The 18783-nt window shown below is 61.2% G+C and carries 20 protein-coding genes and 1 pseudogene; 14 read left to right on the top strand and 7 right to left on the bottom strand.

Going from position 1 to position 18783, the window contains the following annotated elements:
- Window positions 1-4 precede the first annotated feature (4 nt).
- Both rlmB and JYJ39_RS02030 read right to left on the bottom strand, forming a co-directional pair.
- The gene (gene rlmB / locus JYJ39_RS02035) at window positions 5-739 is read right to left on the bottom strand and encodes a 23S rRNA (guanosine(2251)-2'-O)-methyltransferase RlmB (protein WP_205201664.1); all 735 of its coding nucleotides are present in this window, start codon (window positions 737-739) and stop codon (window positions 5-7) included.
- Window positions 740-787: 48 nt separating this feature from the next.
- Entirely contained in the window at window positions 788-1408 is a 621-nt protein-coding gene (locus JYJ39_RS02030) for a DNA-3-methyladenine glycosylase family protein (RefSeq protein ID WP_205201662.1), read from the bottom strand.
- Between the two features lie 143 nt (window positions 1409-1551).
- Here JYJ39_RS02030 and tyrS point away from each other — a divergent pair, with 143 nt between their 5' ends.
- The 14 genes and pseudogenes from tyrS (at window position 1552) to JYJ39_RS01960 (ending at window position 15152) form a co-directional block, all read left to right on the top strand.
- Complete coding sequence (tyrS, locus tag JYJ39_RS02025) at window positions 1552-2826, top strand: tyrosine--tRNA ligase (protein ID WP_205201660.1); 1275 nt, start codon at window positions 1552-1554, stop codon at window positions 2824-2826.
- 78 nt (window positions 2827-2904) lie between these two features.
- Window positions 2905-3666 carry a TerC family protein gene (locus JYJ39_RS02020; protein WP_205201658.1) on the top strand — a complete coding sequence of 254 codons (762 nt, stop codon included), beginning with the start codon at window positions 2905-2907 and terminating at the stop codon, window positions 3664-3666.
- Window positions 3667-3741: 75 nt separating this feature from the next.
- Window positions 3742-4581 carry an HDOD domain-containing protein gene (locus tag JYJ39_RS02015; protein ID WP_205201656.1) on the top strand — a complete coding sequence of 280 codons (840 nt, stop codon included), beginning with the start codon at window positions 3742-3744 and terminating at the stop codon, window positions 4579-4581.
- A gap of 244 nt (window positions 4582-4825) precedes the next feature.
- Complete coding sequence (locus JYJ39_RS02010; protein ID WP_205201654.1) at window positions 4826-5191, top strand: response regulator; 366 nt, start codon at window positions 4826-4828, stop codon at window positions 5189-5191.
- A gap of 2 nt (window positions 5192-5193) precedes the next feature.
- Window positions 5194-5778, top strand: coding sequence for a hypothetical protein (locus JYJ39_RS02005; protein WP_205201653.1), 585 nt, complete (start codon window positions 5194-5196; stop codon window positions 5776-5778).
- A gap of 63 nt (window positions 5779-5841) precedes the next feature.
- A pseudogene (locus tag JYJ39_RS02000) lies at window positions 5842-6486 on the top strand (methyl-accepting chemotaxis protein); the annotation flags it as partial.
- 9 nt (window positions 6487-6495) lie between these two features.
- Window positions 6496-6801: an STAS domain-containing protein gene (locus tag JYJ39_RS01995; RefSeq protein ID WP_205201652.1), complete on the top strand. Its 306-nt coding sequence runs from the start codon at window positions 6496-6498 to the stop codon at window positions 6799-6801.
- 9 nt (window positions 6802-6810) lie between these two features.
- Window positions 6811-8985, top strand: a complete 2175-nt coding sequence (locus tag JYJ39_RS01990) for a chemotaxis protein CheA (RefSeq protein ID WP_205201651.1) — start codon at window positions 6811-6813, stop codon at window positions 8983-8985.
- A gap of 58 nt (window positions 8986-9043) precedes the next feature.
- Window positions 9044-11221, top strand: coding sequence for a methyl-accepting chemotaxis protein (locus tag JYJ39_RS01985; RefSeq protein ID WP_240189504.1), 2178 nt, complete (start codon window positions 9044-9046; stop codon window positions 11219-11221).
- Between the two features lie 13 nt (window positions 11222-11234).
- On the top strand, window positions 11235-11783 hold the full coding sequence (locus JYJ39_RS01980) for a chemotaxis protein CheW (RefSeq protein WP_205201650.1): 549 nt from the start codon (window positions 11235-11237) through the stop codon (window positions 11781-11783).
- Window positions 11784-11805: 22 nt separating this feature from the next.
- The gene (locus JYJ39_RS01975; protein WP_205201649.1) at window positions 11806-12402 is read left to right on the top strand and encodes a chemotaxis protein CheD; all 597 of its coding nucleotides are present in this window, start codon (window positions 11806-11808) and stop codon (window positions 12400-12402) included.
- Complete coding sequence (locus tag JYJ39_RS01970; RefSeq protein ID WP_205201648.1) at window positions 12402-13211, top strand: CheR family methyltransferase; 810 nt, start codon at window positions 12402-12404, stop codon at window positions 13209-13211. The genes JYJ39_RS01975 and JYJ39_RS01970 overlap by 1 nt, the downstream gene beginning before the upstream one ends.
- A 2-nt stretch (window positions 13212-13213) precedes the next feature.
- On the top strand, window positions 13214-14305 hold the full coding sequence (locus JYJ39_RS01965) for a protein-glutamate methylesterase/protein-glutamine glutaminase (RefSeq protein WP_205201647.1): 1092 nt from the start codon (window positions 13214-13216) through the stop codon (window positions 14303-14305).
- 40 nt (window positions 14306-14345) lie between these two features.
- Window positions 14346-15152 carry a hypothetical protein gene (locus JYJ39_RS01960; RefSeq protein ID WP_205201646.1) on the top strand — a complete coding sequence of 269 codons (807 nt, stop codon included), beginning with the start codon at window positions 14346-14348 and terminating at the stop codon, window positions 15150-15152.
- Window positions 15153-15194: 42 nt separating this feature from the next.
- On the opposite strand, the gene JYJ39_RS01955 is transcribed toward JYJ39_RS01960, so the two are convergent.
- From JYJ39_RS01955 to ribBA, 5 genes are read right to left on the bottom strand one after another with little or no spacing between them, the layout of a single operon-like run.
- On the bottom strand, window positions 15195-15686 hold the full coding sequence (locus tag JYJ39_RS01955) for a phosphatidylglycerophosphatase A family protein (protein ID WP_205201644.1): 492 nt from the start codon (window positions 15684-15686) through the stop codon (window positions 15195-15197).
- Complete coding sequence (thiL, locus tag JYJ39_RS01950) at window positions 15679-16701, bottom strand: thiamine-phosphate kinase (protein WP_205201643.1); 1023 nt, start codon at window positions 16699-16701, stop codon at window positions 15679-15681. The genes JYJ39_RS01955 and thiL overlap by 8 nt, the downstream gene beginning before the upstream one ends.
- A gap of 3 nt (window positions 16702-16704) precedes the next feature.
- The gene (gene nusB / locus JYJ39_RS01945) at window positions 16705-17172 is read right to left on the bottom strand and encodes a transcription antitermination factor NusB (protein ID WP_205201642.1); all 468 of its coding nucleotides are present in this window, start codon (window positions 17170-17172) and stop codon (window positions 16705-16707) included.
- Window positions 17162-17641, bottom strand: coding sequence for a 6,7-dimethyl-8-ribityllumazine synthase (gene ribH / locus JYJ39_RS01940; protein ID WP_205201641.1), 480 nt, complete (start codon window positions 17639-17641; stop codon window positions 17162-17164). Before ribH ends, nusB begins: the two co-directional genes overlap by 11 nt.
- Window positions 17642-17644: 3 nt before the next feature.
- Entirely contained in the window at window positions 17645-18751 is a 1107-nt protein-coding gene (gene ribBA / locus JYJ39_RS01935) for a bifunctional 3,4-dihydroxy-2-butanone-4-phosphate synthase/GTP cyclohydrolase II (RefSeq protein WP_205201868.1), read from the bottom strand.
- Between the last annotated feature and the right edge of the window lie 32 nt (window positions 18752-18783).

Below are 18783 nucleotides of genomic sequence, written 5' to 3'. Positions count from 1 at the left end.
CCCGTCAGGCCAGTCGCCGGCGTCTCGCCTCGAACAGGCAGACGCCGGCCGCCACGGAAACGTTGAGGCTATCGACGCTGCCGTGCATGGGAATGTGCACCAGCTGATCGCAGGTTTCCCGGGTCAGGCGGCGCATACCCTCGCCTTCCGCCCCCAGCACCCAGGCCGTGGCCTGCGGCCAGTCGGCCGCGTACAGGCTGTCGCTGGCTTCGCCGGCGGTACCCACCAGCCAGATGTCACGCTCCTTCAGTTCGCGCAGGCAACGGGCAAGATTGGTGACGGTGATGTAGGGCACACTTTCGGCTGCCCCACAGGCCGTTTTAACCGCCACCTCGTTCAGGCCGGCCGCCCTGTCTTTCGGCGCAATCACTGCATGCACCCCGGCGGCATCGGCTACCCGCAGACAGGCGCCCAGATTGCGCGGATCGGTGACCCCATCGAGTACCAGCAGAAAGGCCGGTTCTTCCAGGGTATCGAGCACATCGTCGAGGTGCAGGCTCTTGCGCGCCCCCGCCAGCAGCGCCACCACGCCCTGATGCCGCCCGCTCCCGGCCAGATCGTCCAGGCGTTTGCCGGCCACCAGGTGCAGGCGCACGCCCTGCAACTCGGCATGCTGCATCAGGTCACGTCCACGCGCATCCTGGCGCTGCGCGTCGAGCAGGATTTCGCGGATTTCCCCCGGCGCCTGGCGCAACTTGGCGATGATGGCGTGAAAACCGTAAATCAGACGTGTAGACATGGAGACTCCGGATCAGGGCAAAAAAGGCAAGGCCGCCATTTTACCTGCTCACTCCGGCGGCACCCGCCACAAATACCAGGCGGCGGCGCTGCGATACGGCTGCCAGGCCTGGCCGATCCGGCGCAACTGCGCCGCGCCAGGCGCCGCCTCCAGCCCCTTGAGGCGGCGATAGCCCTGGCGCACACCGAAATCGTCGGCGGGCAGGACATCCGGCCGCTGCAAATTTTCCAGTAGGAACATTTCCACCGTCCACCGGCCAATTCCGCGCAAGCAGGTCAGACGCTCGATCAAGTCCATATCGCTGGCCACCAAAGCCTGCGCACGCGTGGGCACCTGTCCGCTGAGCGCAGCTTCCGCCACGCCGCGAATAGCCACCACTTTCGCCTGCGACAGGCCACACGCACGCAGCACGCCAGGGTCCAGCGCCAGAATGGCCTCCGGAGCAGGAAACGCCTCGCCGGAAAAGCAGGCCAGAAAACGTTCCAGGATCAGGTGCGCAACCCGCGTCTGCAATTGCTGGTGGGTAATGGCCCGGATCAACGCCGCGTAGGGAGCATACGCCGGCGTGAACTGCGGTGCATACGGCCCCACCTGTTCGACCAGGCGCGCCCAATCGGCATCGATCCGGCCCAGAAATGTCTCGGCAATCTGTGCTGCTGCGTGCTGCATCGTGAGAAATCCAGTCAAAACAGGAAAACTGACACCTTGTCCGCCGGGCACGGTCGCCGGAGTATTCCGGGAGCGGCAGGAAAAAGCGCTCTGGTAGAATCCGCCACTTGTTTTTTGCCAGCCCCCGCCAGACGGAGTCCGTAATGTACCAGTCCCCCCTTCTCCAAGACCTGCACGCGCGCGGTTTGATCGCGCAACTGACCGACGCGCAGACACTCGACCAACTGTTGTGCAAGGAGAAGATCACGCTCTATTGCGGCTTCGATCCGACGGCGGACAGCCTGCATCTGGGCCACCTGGTGCCGGTGCTGATCCTCAAACGCTTCCAGGATGCCGGGCACCGCCCGATCGCCCTGGTCGGCGGCGCCACCGGCATGATCGGCGACCCCAGCTTCAAGGCCAGCGAACGCAAGCTGAACACCCCCGAAGTGATTGCCGGCTGGGTCGACAACATCCGCAACCAGGTCGCCCCGTTCCTCAGCTTCGAGGGCGATAACGCGGCCCGCATGGCGAATAACCATGACTGGTTCGGCAGCATGAACTGCCTCGATTTCCTGCGCGACATCGGCAAGCATTTCTCGGTCAACGCCATGATCAAGCGCGACTCGGTGCAGCAGCGCCTGCAACGTGAGGACCAGGGCATTTCCTATACCGAGTTTTCCTATGCCCTGCTGCAGGGCTACGATTTCGGCGAGCTTTACCAGCGCTACGACTGCCGCCTGCAGATCGGCGGCTCCGACCAGTGGGGCAACATCACCGCCGGCACCGATCTCACCCGCCGCCTGCACCAGGCCCAGGTATACGGCCTGACCGTGCCGCTGATCACCAAAGCCGACGGCACCAAATTCGGCAAGACCGAAGCCGGCGCCATCTGGCTCGACCCGAAGAAAACATCGCCCTACGCCTTCTATCAGTTCTGGTTGAATACGGCGGACGCCGATGTGTACAAATTCCTCAAGTTCTTCACCTTCCTGCCGCTGGCACGCATCGAAGAGATCGAAGCCACCGACCGCAGCAGTGGCGGCAAGCCGGAAGCCCAGCGCATCCTGGCCGACGAAGCCACCCGCCTGGTGCATGGCGAGTCAGCCCTGCTGGCGGCACGCCGGATCACCGACAGCCTGTTTTCCGGCGATCTGGCCAGCCTCACCGAAAACGACCTGGCGCAACTGGCGCAGGATGGCCTGCCCTGCGTGGCGCTGGAACGCAGCACGGATGGCCTGATCGACATCCTGGCGGCAACCGGCCTGGCCAAATCGAAATCCGAAGCCCGCACCTTCATCCAGGGCGGCAGCGTCAGCATCAACGGCCACAAGGTCGACGCGCTGGAACACCGCATCGCTAGCGCAGAACGACTCTACGACCGCTATACGCTGCTGCGCCGGGGCAAGAAGCAATACGCACTGGTGGCCTGGCAGTAACGCCGGGGCATTCTGCAGGCTGACGCGCCGCAACCGGTCGCGTCAGCGCCCTCTTATTCCCTTTTCGCATAGCCCATCATGGACCTCCTCCTCAATCCGGAAATCTGGATCGCTTTCTTCACCCTGACCGCGCTGGAACTGGTGCTGGGGATCGACAACATCATCTTCATCTCGATCGTCGTCGACAAGCTGCCTAAAGAACAGCGTGAATTCGCCCGCAAGGTGGGGCTGTTCCTGGCGATGTTCATGCGTATCGGCCTGCTGCTGGTGCTGTCACACATCGTCGGCATGACCGAGCCGCTGTTCACCCTTTTCGAGGCTGGCTTCTCCGGACGCGACGTCATTCTCATCAGTGGCGGCCTGTTCCTGGTCTGGAAAAGCACCATGGAGGTGCACCAGCTGCTGGAAGGAGAAGAAGGCGAAGCCTCGCGCAAGGTGGCCAACAGCTTCGCCGGCGTCATCATGCAGATCATCCTGATCGACCTCATCTTCTCGCTCGATTCGATCATCACCGCCGTCGGCATGGTGCGCGAGGTGGAAGTCATGATCGCCGCGGTCATCGTCTCGGTTGGCCTGATGATGCTGTTCGCCCGCGCCATCGGCGAATTCGTCTCGCAGCACCCGACCATCAAGATGCTGGCCCTGTCCTTCCTGGTGGTAGTTGGCGTGGTGCTGCTGGCCGATGGTTTCGGCCACCATGTACCGAAGGGTTACATCTACTTCGCCATGGCGTTCTCGGTCATTGTCGAAATGCTCAACATCCGCCTACGCAAAGGTACCCGCAACCCGGTGGATCTGCGCGAAGCCTACGTGCCGGAGAAAGCCCCCCACCAGGGCTGAAACCGCATCTGCGACTTCCTTGCCGCAACTCCGGACAGCTTGCTATGATCCGGCGCACGAGACAGGGGGCCAGGCATGGACAAGCTGCAAATATTTCAGGCAATGGCAACAGACATCGCGCGCGGGCCGGTGGAATTTTCCAGCGGCGCGCGCCAGGCACTGGGATTGCGTAGCGCACTGGCCGACCCCAGCTGCCACACCAGCAAGGCGGCGCAACTGATCGCCGCCGAACCCGTACTAGCCGCACGCGTTGTTGCCATGGCCAATTCGCTGGCCTACAACCCGCAGCAACGCGAAATCCACGACCTGCCGACGGCTGTCGCCCGGCTCGGTTTCGCCACCTTGCGCAGCCTGTGCATGGCGCTCTTCACCAAACGCCTGACCGATCCCTCCCTGCCGCTGGACATTCAGCAGATGGCAGATCAACTGTGGCAACACACCACTCAGGTCGCCGCACTGGCGCGGGTCATCGCCCGCCGCGTCACCCACGTCGACCCGGAAGCTGCCCTGTTTGCCGGGGTATTGCACGAAGTTGCCGGGTTTTACCTGTTGAACAGGGCGCCCCGTCACCCGGGCATCCTGGCGGGAGATGTGTCGGTCTGGCACGAAGAAGGGGAATCACTGGTCGGCACGGCACTCCTTGCAGCGCTGGATCTACCGGCGGGCGTGCGCGAAGCGATGGCACTCTATTGGCAAGGCTACCTCACCATGCCGCCCTGCAGTCTCGGTGATACCCTGTTACTGGCCGAGCAGATCGCCCCGATCGCCTCCCCCCTGCACCTGGACGACAGCACCTACAAATTACCCAGCAATCCGGCCCAACTCGATTGCCTGGTTGGCGACCAGATGCTCAGCGATATACTCGCGGAAGCCGCCGAAGAAGTCACATCCCTGCACCAGGCCCTGGTGTTCTGAACGCCCCGACGGAGCACGCTTTCACCCGCACGAGAAAAGCACCTCACCCCCGCGCCACGAACACCGGCCAGGGCCAGTCAAACCGATCAGCATAACAAAACCGCCGGATACTACATTTGTCATAATTGTGATTTCTGCCTAAATTAGTCACCCCCTCTTCATTTGTTAATACTGGGGAAACACTTTCACTTCCGGCTTAGGCTAAGATCGTGCAACATATCCGCAAAAACAAAACCAAGGCATCATGAAAACCATTTTTCTCGTCGACGATTCCGCAACCATTCTGCTCAGCATCTCCAACATTCTCGGCAAAGCCGGCTACGCCACGGAAAAAGCGGCCAGCGGCGAAGAGGCAATGAAAAAATTCAACGCCGGCGTCAAGGTCGACCTGCTGATTACCGACCTCAACATGCCCGGCATGAATGGCATCGAGTTGATCAAGCAGGTGCGCAAGCTGCCCGCCTACAAATTCATGCCCATCCTCTTCCTCACCACCGAATCGCAGCAATCGAAAAAAATGGAAGCCAAGGCGGCCGGCGCTTCCGGCTGGATCGTCAAACCCGCAACGGCAGACGAATTGCTGAATACCATCAAGCTGGTACTGCGCTGACCATGTCCCCGTTCAAAATCAACAACCTCTTCGCACGCAGCGCCCTGGTCTTGCTGAGTGTTGCGGGGGGAAGTTTTTTCATCGTCTATCTGCTCAACGACTGGTTTCACGAGAGCCTCCTGCCCCAGCTCGGTCTGTCCTCCCCTGTCGGCGACGCCGTGGGTTCGACCCTGATCGTCATTACCACCGGCATTGCCCTGAGTCTGGTATCGCTGGCCGTGTTCCGGGACATGACCTACGGCCTGGAAAACGTGCAGAGCAGTGCCGTCAGCAAATTCGCCGCCGCCACCGCCCTGGCCGAGGAAGTGGCCCGGGAACTGGAAAATTTCTCACGCTTCAACGACGTTTTGCGCAAACAGCTGGATGGCATTGTCGATGCCACCGAAAAAGCAGCGTTCGACATCACTGAACGCCTGCAAGCAGTCGATAACGTCATCACCCGCCTGGACAGTTTCGTCACCCAGACCGTGGCCGCTTCCAGCGAGCTGGCGAGCGACTCGGAACATGAAATCAAGGACAACCAGGCCCTGATCAGCAAGATGGGCAACTACATCCGCAAGCGAATCGAAGAAGCACGCAAGGACTAGGAGCGCATCGCCCAGATCGTCGAAGAGGCGCGCGGACTGGGCACACTGGTGCAACTGGTCAAGGATATTTCCGGACAGACCAACCTGCTGGCACTGAATGCCGCCATCGAGGCGGCACGGGCGGGCGAGGCCGGCCGCGGCTTCGCCGTGGTGGCGGACGAAGTACGCAAACTCTCGACGGAAACCGATACCGCTGTGAGCAAGATCAATGCTGGCATCAACAACGTGACCGATTCCATCCGCCAGCAATTCCAGGACAAGCTCGAAACCAGTAACGTGGATGCCGAAAAGGCAGCCCTCACCGAGTTTTCCGACCAGCTGAGCAAACTGGGAGACGGCTATCAGGCACTGCTGGAGCACGACCTCAACGTGCTCAACACCGTTCGCGAAACCAGCCACGAACTGGCACGGATGTTCATGGACGTCATGGCTGCCGTGCAATTCCAGGACATCACCCGGCAGCAGATCGAAATCGTCGCCAATGCGCTCAACCAGCTCGATGAACACGCGGCCACACTGGCCCAGCGCATCAAGTCGGTCGATGACCCCGATTTCCAGTACACCCCGCTCACCGCCCGTCTCGATGACCTGTACGACAAGTACGTCATGGAAACACAACGAACCAGCCATCAACGCGCTCTGGGTCAGGTAGGCAAGACGGAAACGCCCCAAGCCAATACCGGCTCGGCCAAAATTGAATTATTTTAAGGAGGCGCCATGGGCGGAAAACAGCGTCTGAACTGGGTCGAAAATCTCACCATCTACCACGCCCAGGAACACAAGGAGCGCCTGCTTGCCGCACTTGACGCGGGCAGCGGGCTGGAGCTCGACCTGTCGCAAGTGGGCGAAATCGATACTGCCGGCCTGCAATTGCTCATCCTCGCCAAACAGGAAGCTGCGCGCAAAGAGAAATCCATGGCCATCGTCGCCCACAGCCCGGCAGTCCGCGAAACGCTCGATTTCTGCAACCTGACCGCTTTTTTTGGCGACCCGGTGGTGATTACCGCCCGCGAACAATCCTGAGGCAAGCACATGGACGAACTCACCAGCGTTTTCATCCAGGAAGGCCGCGAACAATTGCAGGCCATGGAAGACGGCTTGCTGCAACTGGAGCAGCAACCCGACAACCACGACAACATCAACAGCATCTTTCGCGCCGCCCACACGGTCAAAGGCGCCTCCGGCGTCATCGAATGCCATTTCATCGAGGCCTTCACGCACAAGGCGGAAAATGTCCTCGACCGACTGCGCAACGGGGAAATCCAGGTTTCCAGCGAACTCACCGGCCTGTTGCTGCGCTGCTGCGACCATCTCGGCCGCCTCATGGACGTGCTGGAGGCAGGTCAGGCTGAGCCACCGGCCGAGGTCAGTGCGGCCGGCAATACCTTGCTGGAAGAACTCTCCGCCTACATGGTCACACCGGAACCCAGTGCCGGCGGCATGGTGGAAGCCGAGTCGGAAGTGGAAACCTCAGGTGGTGGCGTCGTCAACACCGACAGCTGGCACATTTCCGTACGTTTTGGCCCGCACATGCTGCGCGGCGGCATGGATCCCCTCTCCTTCCTGCGCTATCTCACCTCGCTGGGCGAGATCCTGGCACTGGAAACCATTCCGGATGCGCTGCCAGCCGCTGACGAGATGGACCCGGAGGCCTGCTACCTCGGCTTCGAAATCCGTTTGCAGACCCGCGCCACCAAAGCCGACATTGAACGCGTCTTCGATTTCTGCCGTGACGATTGCGAACTACGCATCCTGCCGCCCAACAGCAAACTCACCGAATACCTGAAACTGATCCAGGAACTGCCGGAAGACGAAATGCGTCTGGGTGAAATGCTGGTCCGCTGCGGCGCGCTGACCCAGCACGAACTCGACGACGGCCTGTCGTCACAGCAAAGCGGCACCAGTGACGAACCTACTTCGCCGATCGGTGAAATCCTCATCGAACAGAAGGTGGTGCAGAAGGAAGTCGTCGAAGCCGCCGCCAGCAAACAGACCCGCGTCCAGGAAAAGAAAGCGGTCGAAGCCCGCTCCATCCGCGTCCAGGCCGACAAACTCGATCAGCTCATCGATCTGGTCGGCGAACTCGTCATCGCCGGCGCTTCCGCCAACCTGCTGGCGCAGCGCAGCGGCCAGGGCGAGCTGGTGGAGTCGACTTCCATCCTCTCCCGCCTGGTCGAAAACATCCGCGATGCCGCCCTGCAATTGCGCATGGTACAGATCGGCGAAACCTTCACCCGCTTCAACCGCGTCGTACGCGATGTGTCCAAAGAGCTGGGCAAGGAAATCGATCTCGTCATCTCGGGCGCCGAAACCGAGCTCGACAAGTCGGTGGTGGAAAAGATCGGCGATCCGCTCATGCACCTGGTGCGCAACAGCATGGATCACGGCATTGAAGCCGGTGACGCCCGCGAAGCGGCGGGCAAGTCGCGGCGCGGCCGGGTGGAATTGAATGCTTACCACGACTCCGGCAGCATCGTCATCGAGGTCGTAGACGATGGCCGAGGTCTACCCCGCGACAAGATCCTGCAGAAAGCCATCGACAAGGGGCTGGTGCAGCCAACCCAGACGCTGACCGATCAGGAAATCATCAACCTGATCTGGGAACCCGGCTTCTCCACCGTCGAACAGGTCACCAACCTGTCCGGGCGTGGCGTCGGCATGGACGTGGTCCGCCGTAACATCCAGAGCCTGCGCGGCAGCTGCGAAGTATCCTCGGTCGAAGGCCAGGGCTGCACCTTCACCATCCGCTTGCCGCTGACACTGGCCATCATCGATGGCTTCCTGGTCGGCGTCGGCAAAGCCTCTTACGTCATTCCGCTAGACATGGTGATCGAGTGCATCGAACTCAATGGACAATCGAACGATCGCAACTTCCTCAATCTGCGCGGCGAAGTGCTTCCCTTTGTACGCCTGCGTGAGATGTTCGAGATCGAGGATGAATATCCTGCACGCGAAAACATTGTCGTCGTGCAATTTGCCGGGCAAAAAGCAGGTATCGTGGTGGATCAGCTGCATGGTGAATTCCAGACGGTGATCAAACCACTCTCCGGTATCTTCCGGCACTTGCGCGGCATAGGCGGCTCGACCATCCTGGGCACCGGCGAGGTTTCCCTCATCCTGGATGTGCAATCCCTGGTTCAACGCAACAACCGACGCGAAGAACGTGACATGAACAGCAGCCTGGCGGCTCCCCGCCAGGGAGCCTAGAACCAAACAGAACTAAATTTTTGAAACTGACCTTCCAAGCGGAAACGAGGAGTCCACCGTGCTAAACAATTTAAAAGTCGGAACCAAGCTTGCATTGGGTTTTGCCATCACATTGATCCTGCTGATCGTCATTGCTGTTCTCAGCGTGATGCGCTTCCAGGCGCTGAGTGACGACATCGAACTGGTGGTGAATGACCGCCTGCCCAAACTGACAGCCGCCAACGATATTATCGACTCTCTCAACATCATCGCCCGCACCATGCGCAACTCCCTACTGGTCAAGACACCGGAAGAAGTCGAGCAGGAGTTCACCCGGCTCGTCGCTGCCCGCAAGATCATTGGTGAGCGCATCGACCAGATGAGCACAACCTTCAATACGGCCGAAGGCCGCGCCATGCTGCAAAAGCTGATCGACGCCCGCACCGCCTACGTACCAGCCCAGGAAAAATTCATTGAAATGGTCAAGGCTGGCCGACGCGACGATGCTACCGAATTCATGCTAACCGAGATCCGCCGCCAGCAGAATGCCTATGTTGCATCGGTCGATGAGCTCATCAAGTATCTCACTGAACTCACTGCAAAAAATGGCGCCGCCTCCGTTGAACAAGCACAGTCGGCACGCACTCTGGTGCTCACGCTGTCCGCTGCAGCCATTCTCCTCGCCCTGCTGTTCGCCACCCTCATCACGCGCAGCCTGACCCGCCCGATCAACCAGGTGGTCGATGCCGTCCGCAAGATGGCTGCCGGCGACATGAATTTCGAACTGAAAAGCACCGCCAAGGATGAAGTCGCTGAAGTCATGCGTTCGGTGACTGCTGCCCAGGCATCGATACAAGCACTCATTGCTGACGCCAACACCCTGAGTACTGCTGCCATCGAAGGCCGCCTCGCCACCCGAGCTGACGCCACCCAGCATCAGGGCGACTTCCGCCGTGTCGTCGAAGGCGTCAATGAGACCCTCGACGCCGTGATCGGCCCCTTGAACGTCGCCGCCAACTACGTCGACCGCATCTCCAAGGGCGACATCCCTGAAAAAATCACCGATACCTACAACGGTGATTTCAACACCATCAAGAACAACCTCAACACCTGTATCACCGCCGTCAATAAGCTGGTTGAAGACGCCAACATGCTGAGCGCCGCCGCTGTAGCCGGCAAGCTCGAAACCCGCGCTGATACAGCCCAGCACCAAGGGGACTTCCGCCGCATCGTCGAGGACGTCAATGAGACTCTTGACGCAGTCGTTTCGCCAATCCAGGACGTTCAGCGCGTCATGGGGGCCATGTCGCAAGGCGATATGACACAGACCATCACCCAGGCCTACCAAGGGGACTTTGCAGTCCTCAAGGACGCCATCAACGACACCATCGGCAAGCTGTCGGAAACGATTGCGCAGATCATCACGGCCGCCGATGCACTGTCCAACGCCTCCGGCCAGGTTTCTGCCACGGCTCAGTCGCTGAGCCAGGCATCATCGGAACAAGCTGCCAGCGTGGAAGAAACCACTGCCAGCCTGGAACAGATGACAGCCTCGGTCAACCAGAACACCGAAAATGCCAAGATCACCGACAACATGGCCACCAAGTCGGCCAAGGAAGCCGGTGAAGGCGGTGAGGCCGTTGGCAAGACGGTCGACGCGATGAAGTCGATTGCCGACAAAATCGGCATCATCGACGATATTGCCTATCAGACCAACCTGCTGGCGCTGAACGCAGCCATCGAAGCCGCTCGTGCTGGCGAACACGGCAAGGGCTTCGCCGTAGTTGCCGCAGAAGTGCGCAAACTTGCTGAACGCAGCCAGGTGGCGGCGCAGGAAATTGGCGAACTGGCCGGGTCCAGCGTCAAGATGGCAGAACGGGCAGGTAACCTGCTCGACGAAATGGTGCCAAGCATCCAGAAGACATCTGACCTGGTGCAGGAAATCGCCTCGGCCAGTCAAGAGCAATCAACCGGCGTGGCGCAGATCAACAGTGCCATGGGTCAGCTCAACAAAGCCACGCAGCAGAACGCTTCTGCCTCCGAAGAACTGGCAGCCACCGCCGAAGAACTGGGCGGCCAGGCGGGTCAGTTGCAGCAGCTGATGGAATTCTTCTCGGTCGATGGGGCACAAGGCAGTCGCAGTCACGGCTCGCCGGTGGCTCGCGCCACCCCCCCGCGTCAATCCAGCACACCGGCCCGTGCCCCTGCACGCTCGGTAGCCTCGCTGATCGACGACACGGATTTCGAGAAATTCTGAGCGGAGACGGACGATGAGCCAGCTAGTCCCCACCCCCGGGCCCGCCCGGGGCGGGGTACTTGTCGCAACCGACAATGCCCCGCAGCAATATCTGACCTTCACCCTGGGCGGCGAGATGTTTGCTGTCGCCATCCTCAACGTCAAGGAAATCATCGAGTACGGCAGCGTCACCGAGATTCCCATGATGCCCCCCTTCATTCGTGGCGTGATCAACCTGCGCGGCGCCGTGGTGCCGGTCATAGATCTGTCCTGCCGTTTTGGTGGCAAATCGACCAGCGTGGCGCGGCGGACCTGCATCATCATCATCGAACTGGAGCAGGACGAGCAAAAGCACGATATTGGCGTCATGGTCGATGCCGTATCCGAAGTACTCGAAATTGCACGCAGCGAGATCGAGCCGCCGCCCGCTTTCGGCGCCAAGATCCGCACCGACTTCATCTCCGGAATGGGCAAAGTGAATGGCCGTTTCGTCATCATTCTTGACGTGGGCCGGGTCCTCTCGGTGGAGGAAATTTCCATGCTGACGCAGGTCGCCGAAAGCAACCCGATCGAAACAACCTGAACAACATCGGCAAGCTACCAGCATGATCGACTACGCGGCCTTGCCGACGAATGAAATTGAACGCATGTCCCGCAACATCCGCCCCGGCGAATGGGTAGTGGAGGCTGAGCGACCAATTTCCACACTGCTGGGCTCTTGCGTTGCAGTCTGTCTCTATGACCCCGTCTTGCGCCTAGCCGGCATGAATCACTTCATGCTGCCCAAGATGAAAAGCACGAAAATTGACGAAGACAGCCTGCTGGCCGGTGATGCCAGCATGACCGCCCTCTATAACGGCATGCTGGCACGCGGCGCGACCAAGCATCGCTTGTGCGCCAAAGCCTTTGGCGGTGGGGCGGTCATCGATACAACCGTTCCTGGCGCGCTCAACGTCGGCAAGCGTAACGTCGACTTTGCGCACCAGTGGCTTGATCAGGAAGGAATACCCATCGTGGCATCGGATTTCCTCGGCCCATGGTCACGCAAGATCCTGTTTGTACCTGCCACCGGTGACGCCTACTGCAAGCGAGTCACTTCCCGCTTGGTCAGCCAGGAAACCATGCGCCGGGAAGAACAGGCCTATGCTGACTTTCAGGCCAGTCGCGCGGCCAGCATCAGCAAGAAAATCGAGCTGTTCTGATGAGCGAAAGCGCAATCAGCGATCAGGAATTCGCCCTTTTCCAGCGACTCATTTACAAGATCGCCGGCATCAGTCTGAGCGACAGCAAAAAAGTCCTCCTCGTCGGCCGCCTGCAAAAACGCCTGCGCCATTACCAGTTGGACAGCTACAGCCAGTACTACCGGATGCTCGCCAATGGCGAACATCCGGAGGAACTGCAGGTCATGGTTGACCTGCTCACCACCAACGAAACCTACTTTTTCCGCGAACCCAAGCATTTTGACTTCCTGCGTCAGCACATCCTGCGCGGCTGGCGCGGCGAACGACCGTTCCGGGTGTGGAGTGCCGCCAGTTCGAGCGGCGAGGAAGCCTACACCATCGCCATGGTGCTGGCCGACACGCTCGCCAGCAAGGCATGGGAGATCGTGGGCTCGGACATCAGCACCCAGGTTCTCGACAAGGCCCGCCAGGGGCATTACCCGATGACCCGCATCGACGGTATCCCGCGTCCTTTCCTGAGCAAATTCTGCCGCAAGGGCGTGCGTAGCCAGGAAGGCACCTTCCTGATCAACGCCGAGTTGCGGGCACGCGTGAATTTCCTGCAGGTGAACCTGACTCAGCCAGTCACCGCCGACGTCGGCCTGTTCGACGTCATTTTCCTGCGCAACGTCATGATTTACTTCGACAATGACACCAAGCGCCGGGTGGTTTCGCATCTTCTTCCCCACCTGCGGCCAGGCGGACATTTCATCATTGGCCATTCGGAAACGCTGAACGGCATCGTCTCCAGCCTCCGCCAGGTCAGTCCCACCATTTATCGCAAGGAATAAGCATGACAAGCAAGATCAAGGTCATGATCGTGGACGACTCGGCCCTCGTGCGCCAGGTGGTTTCCAAGGCGCTCTCCCGCGATGCGGGCATCGAGGTCATCGCCACCGCCTCCGATCCTGTCTTCGCCATCGACAAGCTGCGCGCCGCCTGGCCCGATGTCATCGTTCTCGACATCGAAATGCCGCGCATGGACGGCATTTCCTTTCTGCGCAAGGTCATGAGCGAACGCCCGACCCCGGTCATCATCTGCTCCTCGCTGGCTGAAACCGGAGCCCAGGCCACCTTCGATGCCATGGCGGCTGGCGCCGTGACCATCATCACCAAACCCAAGGCCGGCCTCAAGGGCTTCCTGGAGGATTCAGCCAACGACATCGTCCAAGCCGTGCGCACCGCTGCCCGCGCCAACCTGCGCGCCCTGCCCCGCGCCCAGGCAGCCGCCAGCGCGCCGCAGCACCGCCCGAAAATCAGCGTGGACGCCATGCTCGCGCCGGGCACCCCGGGCGCCATGGCCCGCACGACCGATCAACTGATCGCCATCGGCACCTCGACCGGCGGCACACAGGCACTGGAAACCGTCCTCACCCGCCTGCCCGCCACCTGTCTGGGCATCGTCATCGTGCAACACATGCCGGAGAAGTTCACCGCCATGTTTGCCGAACGACTCAACAGCCTGTGCGAGATCGAAGTCCGCGAGGCGCGCGACGGCGACCGTGTGGTACCAGGGCGCGCCCTGATCGCCCCGGGGGGCCGACACATGCTGCTCAAGCGCAGCGGCGCGCAATACATCGTGGAAGTCACCGATGGTCCGCTCATCAACCGCCACAAGCCCTCGGTGGACGTGCTCTTTCGCTCAGTCGCCAAATTTGCCGGCAGCAACGCCCTGGGCATCATCATGACCGGCATGGGCGACGACGGTGCCCGCGGTCTGAAGGAATTACATGATGCCGGCGCCCGCACCATCGCCCAGGACGAAGCCAGCTGTGTCGTGTTCGGGATGCCGCGCGAGGCGATCAAGCTGGGCGCAGCGGACGAAATCATGCCGCTCAGCCGCATCCCCGAGGCGATGATCAGCTATACCCGCGCCAGCATGTAGTCGGCCGAGAAATTCGCACGGTCATCTGCCGACTTTTCCCATGAAAACAGGGACTAATACCTCCCTCCCCTTTCAGCTCAGGTATGTGGCGCCGTACTACCTCGGGATGGGCATCGCGATTCCCTTTGCTGCCCTCGTCCCCTACGGAATTGAGCCGGGAATCTGGACTTACACTGCCTTTGCTGCAGCTGCTGGGATGTTCGGGGTCTGGGAACAATACCGTTCGCACCAGGGCACCCTGAGCTCCATGGGCGGGAACATATGGGGCACCCTGCTCGTGCTTTCCATTGTCCTGGGCTGCATCGGCGCTTGTTTCTCCATCCTCATGGGGGCAGCAGAACTGGCCGTCCGGGTGGCCCTGTACAGCCTCGTGGGCATGGCGCTGGCGGGTCTGATCGGGGTCCGGAACGGGCGTCGCGCCATACGTGCTGATCCGGAAGCCTGGCTCCAGCAGAGGGTGGATCTGAAGCAGCAGTTGCTGAAGCACGCCCCACCTCCTCCCGTAAGCCCCTGGAAAAAACTGCTCATTCCCCTGGGAATTGGCAGTGCACCGGTACTCGAGGCCTTGGGCTTCGGGCGTTTTTCCCTACTGTTTCTGCTGCTTCCATTCCTGCTGGCGATTGCCGCCTTCGCCATGTTCTCGTTCGGCGCCGAAATTACCCAGCTCTGGCAGCTCAGAAAGTACGAGCGCCAGCACGGCCTGCGCTTCAGCCGCTTCCCCCTGGCAGCCATCCAGGAGCAACGACGCCAGCTCCCCCTGGCCCGCTGGCTGTGCCGCCCCGAAGCGCTGGCCACACCCACCGCCTCGACCTCACCCGGAAAAATGCGGCGCAAGACAAAAAAATGAGCCCCCCGCCCCCTGCCGACCGAAAGCAGGCAGTGGTAGTCATCAGGGCGCCAACGCCACCTTCAGCAACGCCAGGCAAAACAGCGTATACCCGGCGGCGATCAGATCATCGGCCATGACCCCGAAGCCGTTTTTCACGTGCGTGTCGAAATAGCGCGCTGGCTGCGGTTTGGTAATGTCGAAAAAACGGAACAGGACAAAAGCCGCAAGCTGCCACCAGAAACCGGATGGGGTCAGCAGCAGCACCAGCCAGAAGGGAACGATTTCGTCCCAGACGATGCTGCCGTGATCCGGGTCGCCCAAGGCTCGCCCTGTCAGATCGATGAACCAGATGCCGGCCAGATAGGCCACGGCCAACAGGAACAGCAAGGCGCTTTCATCGAACCAGGGACGGAACAGCACGAAGCTGATCCAGGCAAACAGGGTGCCAAAAGTCCCCGGCGCCCACGGGGCCAGACCACTACCACAGCCGCAAGCGAAGAAATGCGCTGGATGCGCCAGCAGAAACCGCAGGCCAGGTCGGTGTTTAGCCATGGGCGTGTGGCGCCTGGTCAGGGACAGCCGCCTGGAAATGCTCGTAACCGCGCCGGGCAAATTCAACCGGCTCGCCATCCGGGTCCAGCACCTGCACGGCACCGGGCGTCCCGGCGCTCATTTCGCCGATGCACCACAACGGTAGCTCCAATTCGGCGGCAATCTCGGCAATGCGGTTGTGCTGCCCGCGAGCAGCGGTAAATAACAATTCGTAATCATCGCCGCCGCTCAACTGGCATTCCAGAGCCAGGCGCCGCAAATCGGCATCGTAGCGAGCGCCACTGCCGGCCAGTTCGCGCAACTGTGGCAACTGCACCAGGTGCAGGGTCGCCGCCAGACCAGAAGCGCGCGCCAAGTGGCCAAGATCAGCCAGCATGCCGTCCGAGATATCGATTGCGGCGTGTGCCACGCTACGCAAGGCCGCCCCCAGCGCCAGCCGGGGCCGGGGTTTTTCCAGGGCCGCCAGACATAAACGCGGCCAGGGTTCAGGCAGGCTGACCCGCCCCTGCAGATGGGCCAGCCCCAGCGCCGCCAGCCCGGGACGGCCGGACACCCAGACCTCATCCCCCACCTGCGCGCCGGAACGGCGTAGGGCCTGATCCGGCTCGATTTCGCCCAACGCAGTCACACATAAATTGAGCGGGCCGGCCGTGGTATCGCCGCCAACCAATTCAACCCCATGCGCCTCGGCGCAGGCAAAAAAACCGCGGGCAAAAGCCGCCAACCAGGCTTCATCGGCGGCTGGCAAGGCGCCGGCAAGCGTCACCCAGCGCGCCGTCGCCCCCATCGCTGCCAGATCGGACAGATTCACTGCCAGAGATTTCCAGCCCAGACGTTCCGGGTCGGTATCCGGCAGAAAATGCACGCCCGCCACCAGCATATCCGTGGTCACCGCCAACACCTTGCCCGGCGTCGGCGCCAGCAGCGCGCAATCATCGCCTGGACCGAGCAGGGCCGACGGTGTCGGCCGGGTGAAGTAACGGGCAATCAGCCCGAATTCACCTGCGTCAGCCACCGTTCAGCGCCCGTTCTGACGTGCATTGACTTCCTGCGCACGCACCTGCGCGGCAATCTTGTCGAGCACGCCATTGACGTATTTGTGACCATCGGTACCGCCAAAGGCCTTGGCCAGCTCGATGGCTTCGTTGATGATGACCCGATACGGCGTTTCCGGATGATGGATCAACTCGAAACTGCCGAGCAGCAGAACACCCGCTTCGATCGGCGACAACTCTTCGTACGGCCGGTCGATATGCGCCGCAATCCGCGCCACCAGATCATCGCGCTGGGCCAGCACGCCCCGCAGGGTGCCGACGAAGAAGGTGCGGTCGGCCTTGTCGAACCCTTCCATTTCCGGCGCGTAGGCTTCAATCGCCGCTTCGTCGGCACCGCCGACACGCCACTGATACAGGCCCTGCAGGATGAACTCGCGGGCCCGGCGACGGGCGGATTTCGGCTTGGCAGCCGCGTGCGGCTTAGTCGTCATTGCTCAATGCTCCCTGCAGGTTGGCCATTTCCACCGCCGCCTGCGCGCATTCCGCACCCTTGGGCTGCATGCGCACCTCGGCCTGCTCATCGGTGTCGCAGGTCAGGATGCCGTTGGCGATCGGCGTACCCGTATGCAATTGCAGTTCCATGATGGCGCGGCAGGCGTCGTTGGAAACCACTTCAAAATGATAGGTATCGCCACGGATCACCGCGCCCAGAGCGATCAGCGCATCGTACTGGCCGCTCTGTGCCATCGTCTGCAGCACCAAAGGAATTTCCAGCGCCCCCGGCACGGTGGCAATCGCCATGTCCTCGTCGGCCACGCCCAGACGTTTCAATTCGGCCACACAGGACGACAGCAGCCCTTCGCAGACCGGCCGGTTGAAGCGGCTCATGACGATGCCGACGGACAATTCACGGCCATCGAGGTTGCTATCGAATTCAAAAATGTTGTCAAAACGGGACATGGCTCAAAGCTCCGCAGGGGTGGATACAAAACCGGTGACTTCCAGGCCGAAGCCGGTCATGGAGGGCATCTTGCGCGGACTGGAAAGCAGCCGCATCTGGCGCACACCGAGATCACGCAGGATCTGGGCGCCAATGCCATAGGTACGCGGATCCCATTTGCGCTGAGTACGCGGGGCATCCAGAGGTTTCTGCAGGCGTTGCCGCAGCGCCGCACCGTCTTCCGGACGATGCATGAGGACGATCACGCCATGGCCGTTCGCTGCCATCGCTGCCATCGCCTGATCAATGGAAAAAGACTGCCGGCCGCTGGCCGGATCAAGAAAGTCCAGCACCGACAACGGTTCATGGACCCGCACCAGGGTCTCGCCGGACGCGGGAATCTCCCCCTTCACCAGCGCCAGGTGGGTCGCACTGCCGGCACGATCAACGAAGGCGTGCAACACGAAATCTCCGTGCGCGGTGGTAATGGTCTTGCTGCTGACACATTCAACCAAGGTTTCGGACGCAGCCCGATAATGGATCAGGTCGGCAATGGTCCCAATTTTCAGCTCGTGCTGACGGGCAAATTCAATCAGTTCCGGCAAGCGCGCCATGCTGCCATCGTCGTTCATGATCTCGCAGATCACAGCCGACGGTTCCAGCCCGGCCATCCCGGCCAGGTCACAACCGGCCTCGGTATGGCCAGCACGCACCAGCACACCGCCATCACGCGCAGTAATCGGAAATACGTGGCCCGGCTGGACGATGTCGGCCGCCACCGCCGTCCGCGCCACGGCCGTACGGATGGTATGTGCCCGATCGGCGGCCGAAATGCCGGTGGTCACGCCCTCTGCCGCCTCAATGGACACGGTGAACGCGGTACCGAACTGGGTGCCATTGCTACGTGCCATCTGGCTCAAGCCGAGATGGCGACAGCGGGCCTCGGTCAAGGTCAGACAGATCAGGCCACGCCCATGTTTCGCCATGAAATTGATCGCTTCCGGCGTCACGTGCTCGGCGGCCATGACCAGATCGCCCTCGTTCTCACGATCCTCTTCATCGACCAGAATCACCATCCGCCCCGCTTTCAGCTCGGCGACGATGGTTTCAACAGGGGCGATAGCTTGAATTTGTTGCGGCGACATGGCGACTCGGCAGAAAG

The sequence above is a fragment of the Azonexus hydrophilus genome (assembly GCF_905120355.1).
Taxonomy (GTDB): Bacteria; Pseudomonadota; Gammaproteobacteria; order Burkholderiales; family Rhodocyclaceae; genus Azonexus.
This window is presented reverse-complemented; position numbering and strand designations above follow the sequence as displayed.

Bases quoted from the DNA above. Each gene is read 5' to 3' on its own strand.
- ribH (WP_205201641.1), bottom strand. From the start codon at position 17,641: ATGTCCCGTTTTGACAACATTTTTGAATTCGATAGCAACCTCGATGGC.
- JYJ39_RS02020 (WP_205201658.1), top strand. From the start codon at position 2,905: ATGGACCTCCTCCTCAATCCGGAAATCTGGATCGCTTTCTTCACCCTG.
- JYJ39_RS02005 (WP_205201653.1), top strand. From the start codon at position 5,194: ATGTCCCCGTTCAAAATCAACAACCTCTTCGCACGCAGCGCCCTGGTC.
- JYJ39_RS01980 (WP_205201650.1), top strand. From the start codon at position 11,235: ATGAGCCAGCTAGTCCCCACCCCCGGGCCCGCCCGGGGCGGGGTACTT.
- JYJ39_RS01960 (WP_205201646.1), top strand. From the start codon at position 14,346: ATGAAAACAGGGACTAATACCTCCCTCCCCTTTCAGCTCAGGTATGTG.
- JYJ39_RS01975 (WP_205201649.1), top strand. From the start codon at position 11,806: ATGATCGACTACGCGGCCTTGCCGACGAATGAAATTGAACGCATGTCC.
- rlmB (WP_205201664.1), bottom strand. From the start codon at position 739: ATGTCTACACGTCTGATTTACGGTTTTCACGCCATCATCGCCAAGTTG.
- JYJ39_RS02030 (WP_205201662.1), bottom strand. From the start codon at position 1,408: ATGCAGCACGCAGCAGCACAGATTGCCGAGACATTTCTGGGCCGGATC.
- JYJ39_RS02015 (WP_205201656.1), top strand. From the start codon at position 3,742: ATGGACAAGCTGCAAATATTTCAGGCAATGGCAACAGACATCGCGCGC.
- JYJ39_RS01995 (WP_205201652.1), top strand. From the start codon at position 6,496: ATGGGCGGAAAACAGCGTCTGAACTGGGTCGAAAATCTCACCATCTAC.
- JYJ39_RS01965 (WP_205201647.1), top strand. From the start codon at position 13,214: ATGACAAGCAAGATCAAGGTCATGATCGTGGACGACTCGGCCCTCGTG.
- JYJ39_RS01970 (WP_205201648.1), top strand. From the start codon at position 12,402: ATGAGCGAAAGCGCAATCAGCGATCAGGAATTCGCCCTTTTCCAGCGA.
- tyrS (WP_205201660.1), top strand. From the start codon at position 1,552: ATGTACCAGTCCCCCCTTCTCCAAGACCTGCACGCGCGCGGTTTGATC.
- JYJ39_RS01955 (WP_205201644.1), bottom strand. From the start codon at position 15,686: ATGGCTAAACACCGACCTGGCCTGCGGTTTCTGCTGGCGCATCCAGCG.
- nusB (WP_205201642.1), bottom strand. From the start codon at position 17,172: ATGACGACTAAGCCGCACGCGGCTGCCAAGCCGAAATCCGCCCGTCGC.
- JYJ39_RS01990 (WP_205201651.1), top strand. From the start codon at position 6,811: ATGGACGAACTCACCAGCGTTTTCATCCAGGAAGGCCGCGAACAATTG.
- JYJ39_RS02010 (WP_205201654.1), top strand. From the start codon at position 4,826: ATGAAAACCATTTTTCTCGTCGACGATTCCGCAACCATTCTGCTCAGC.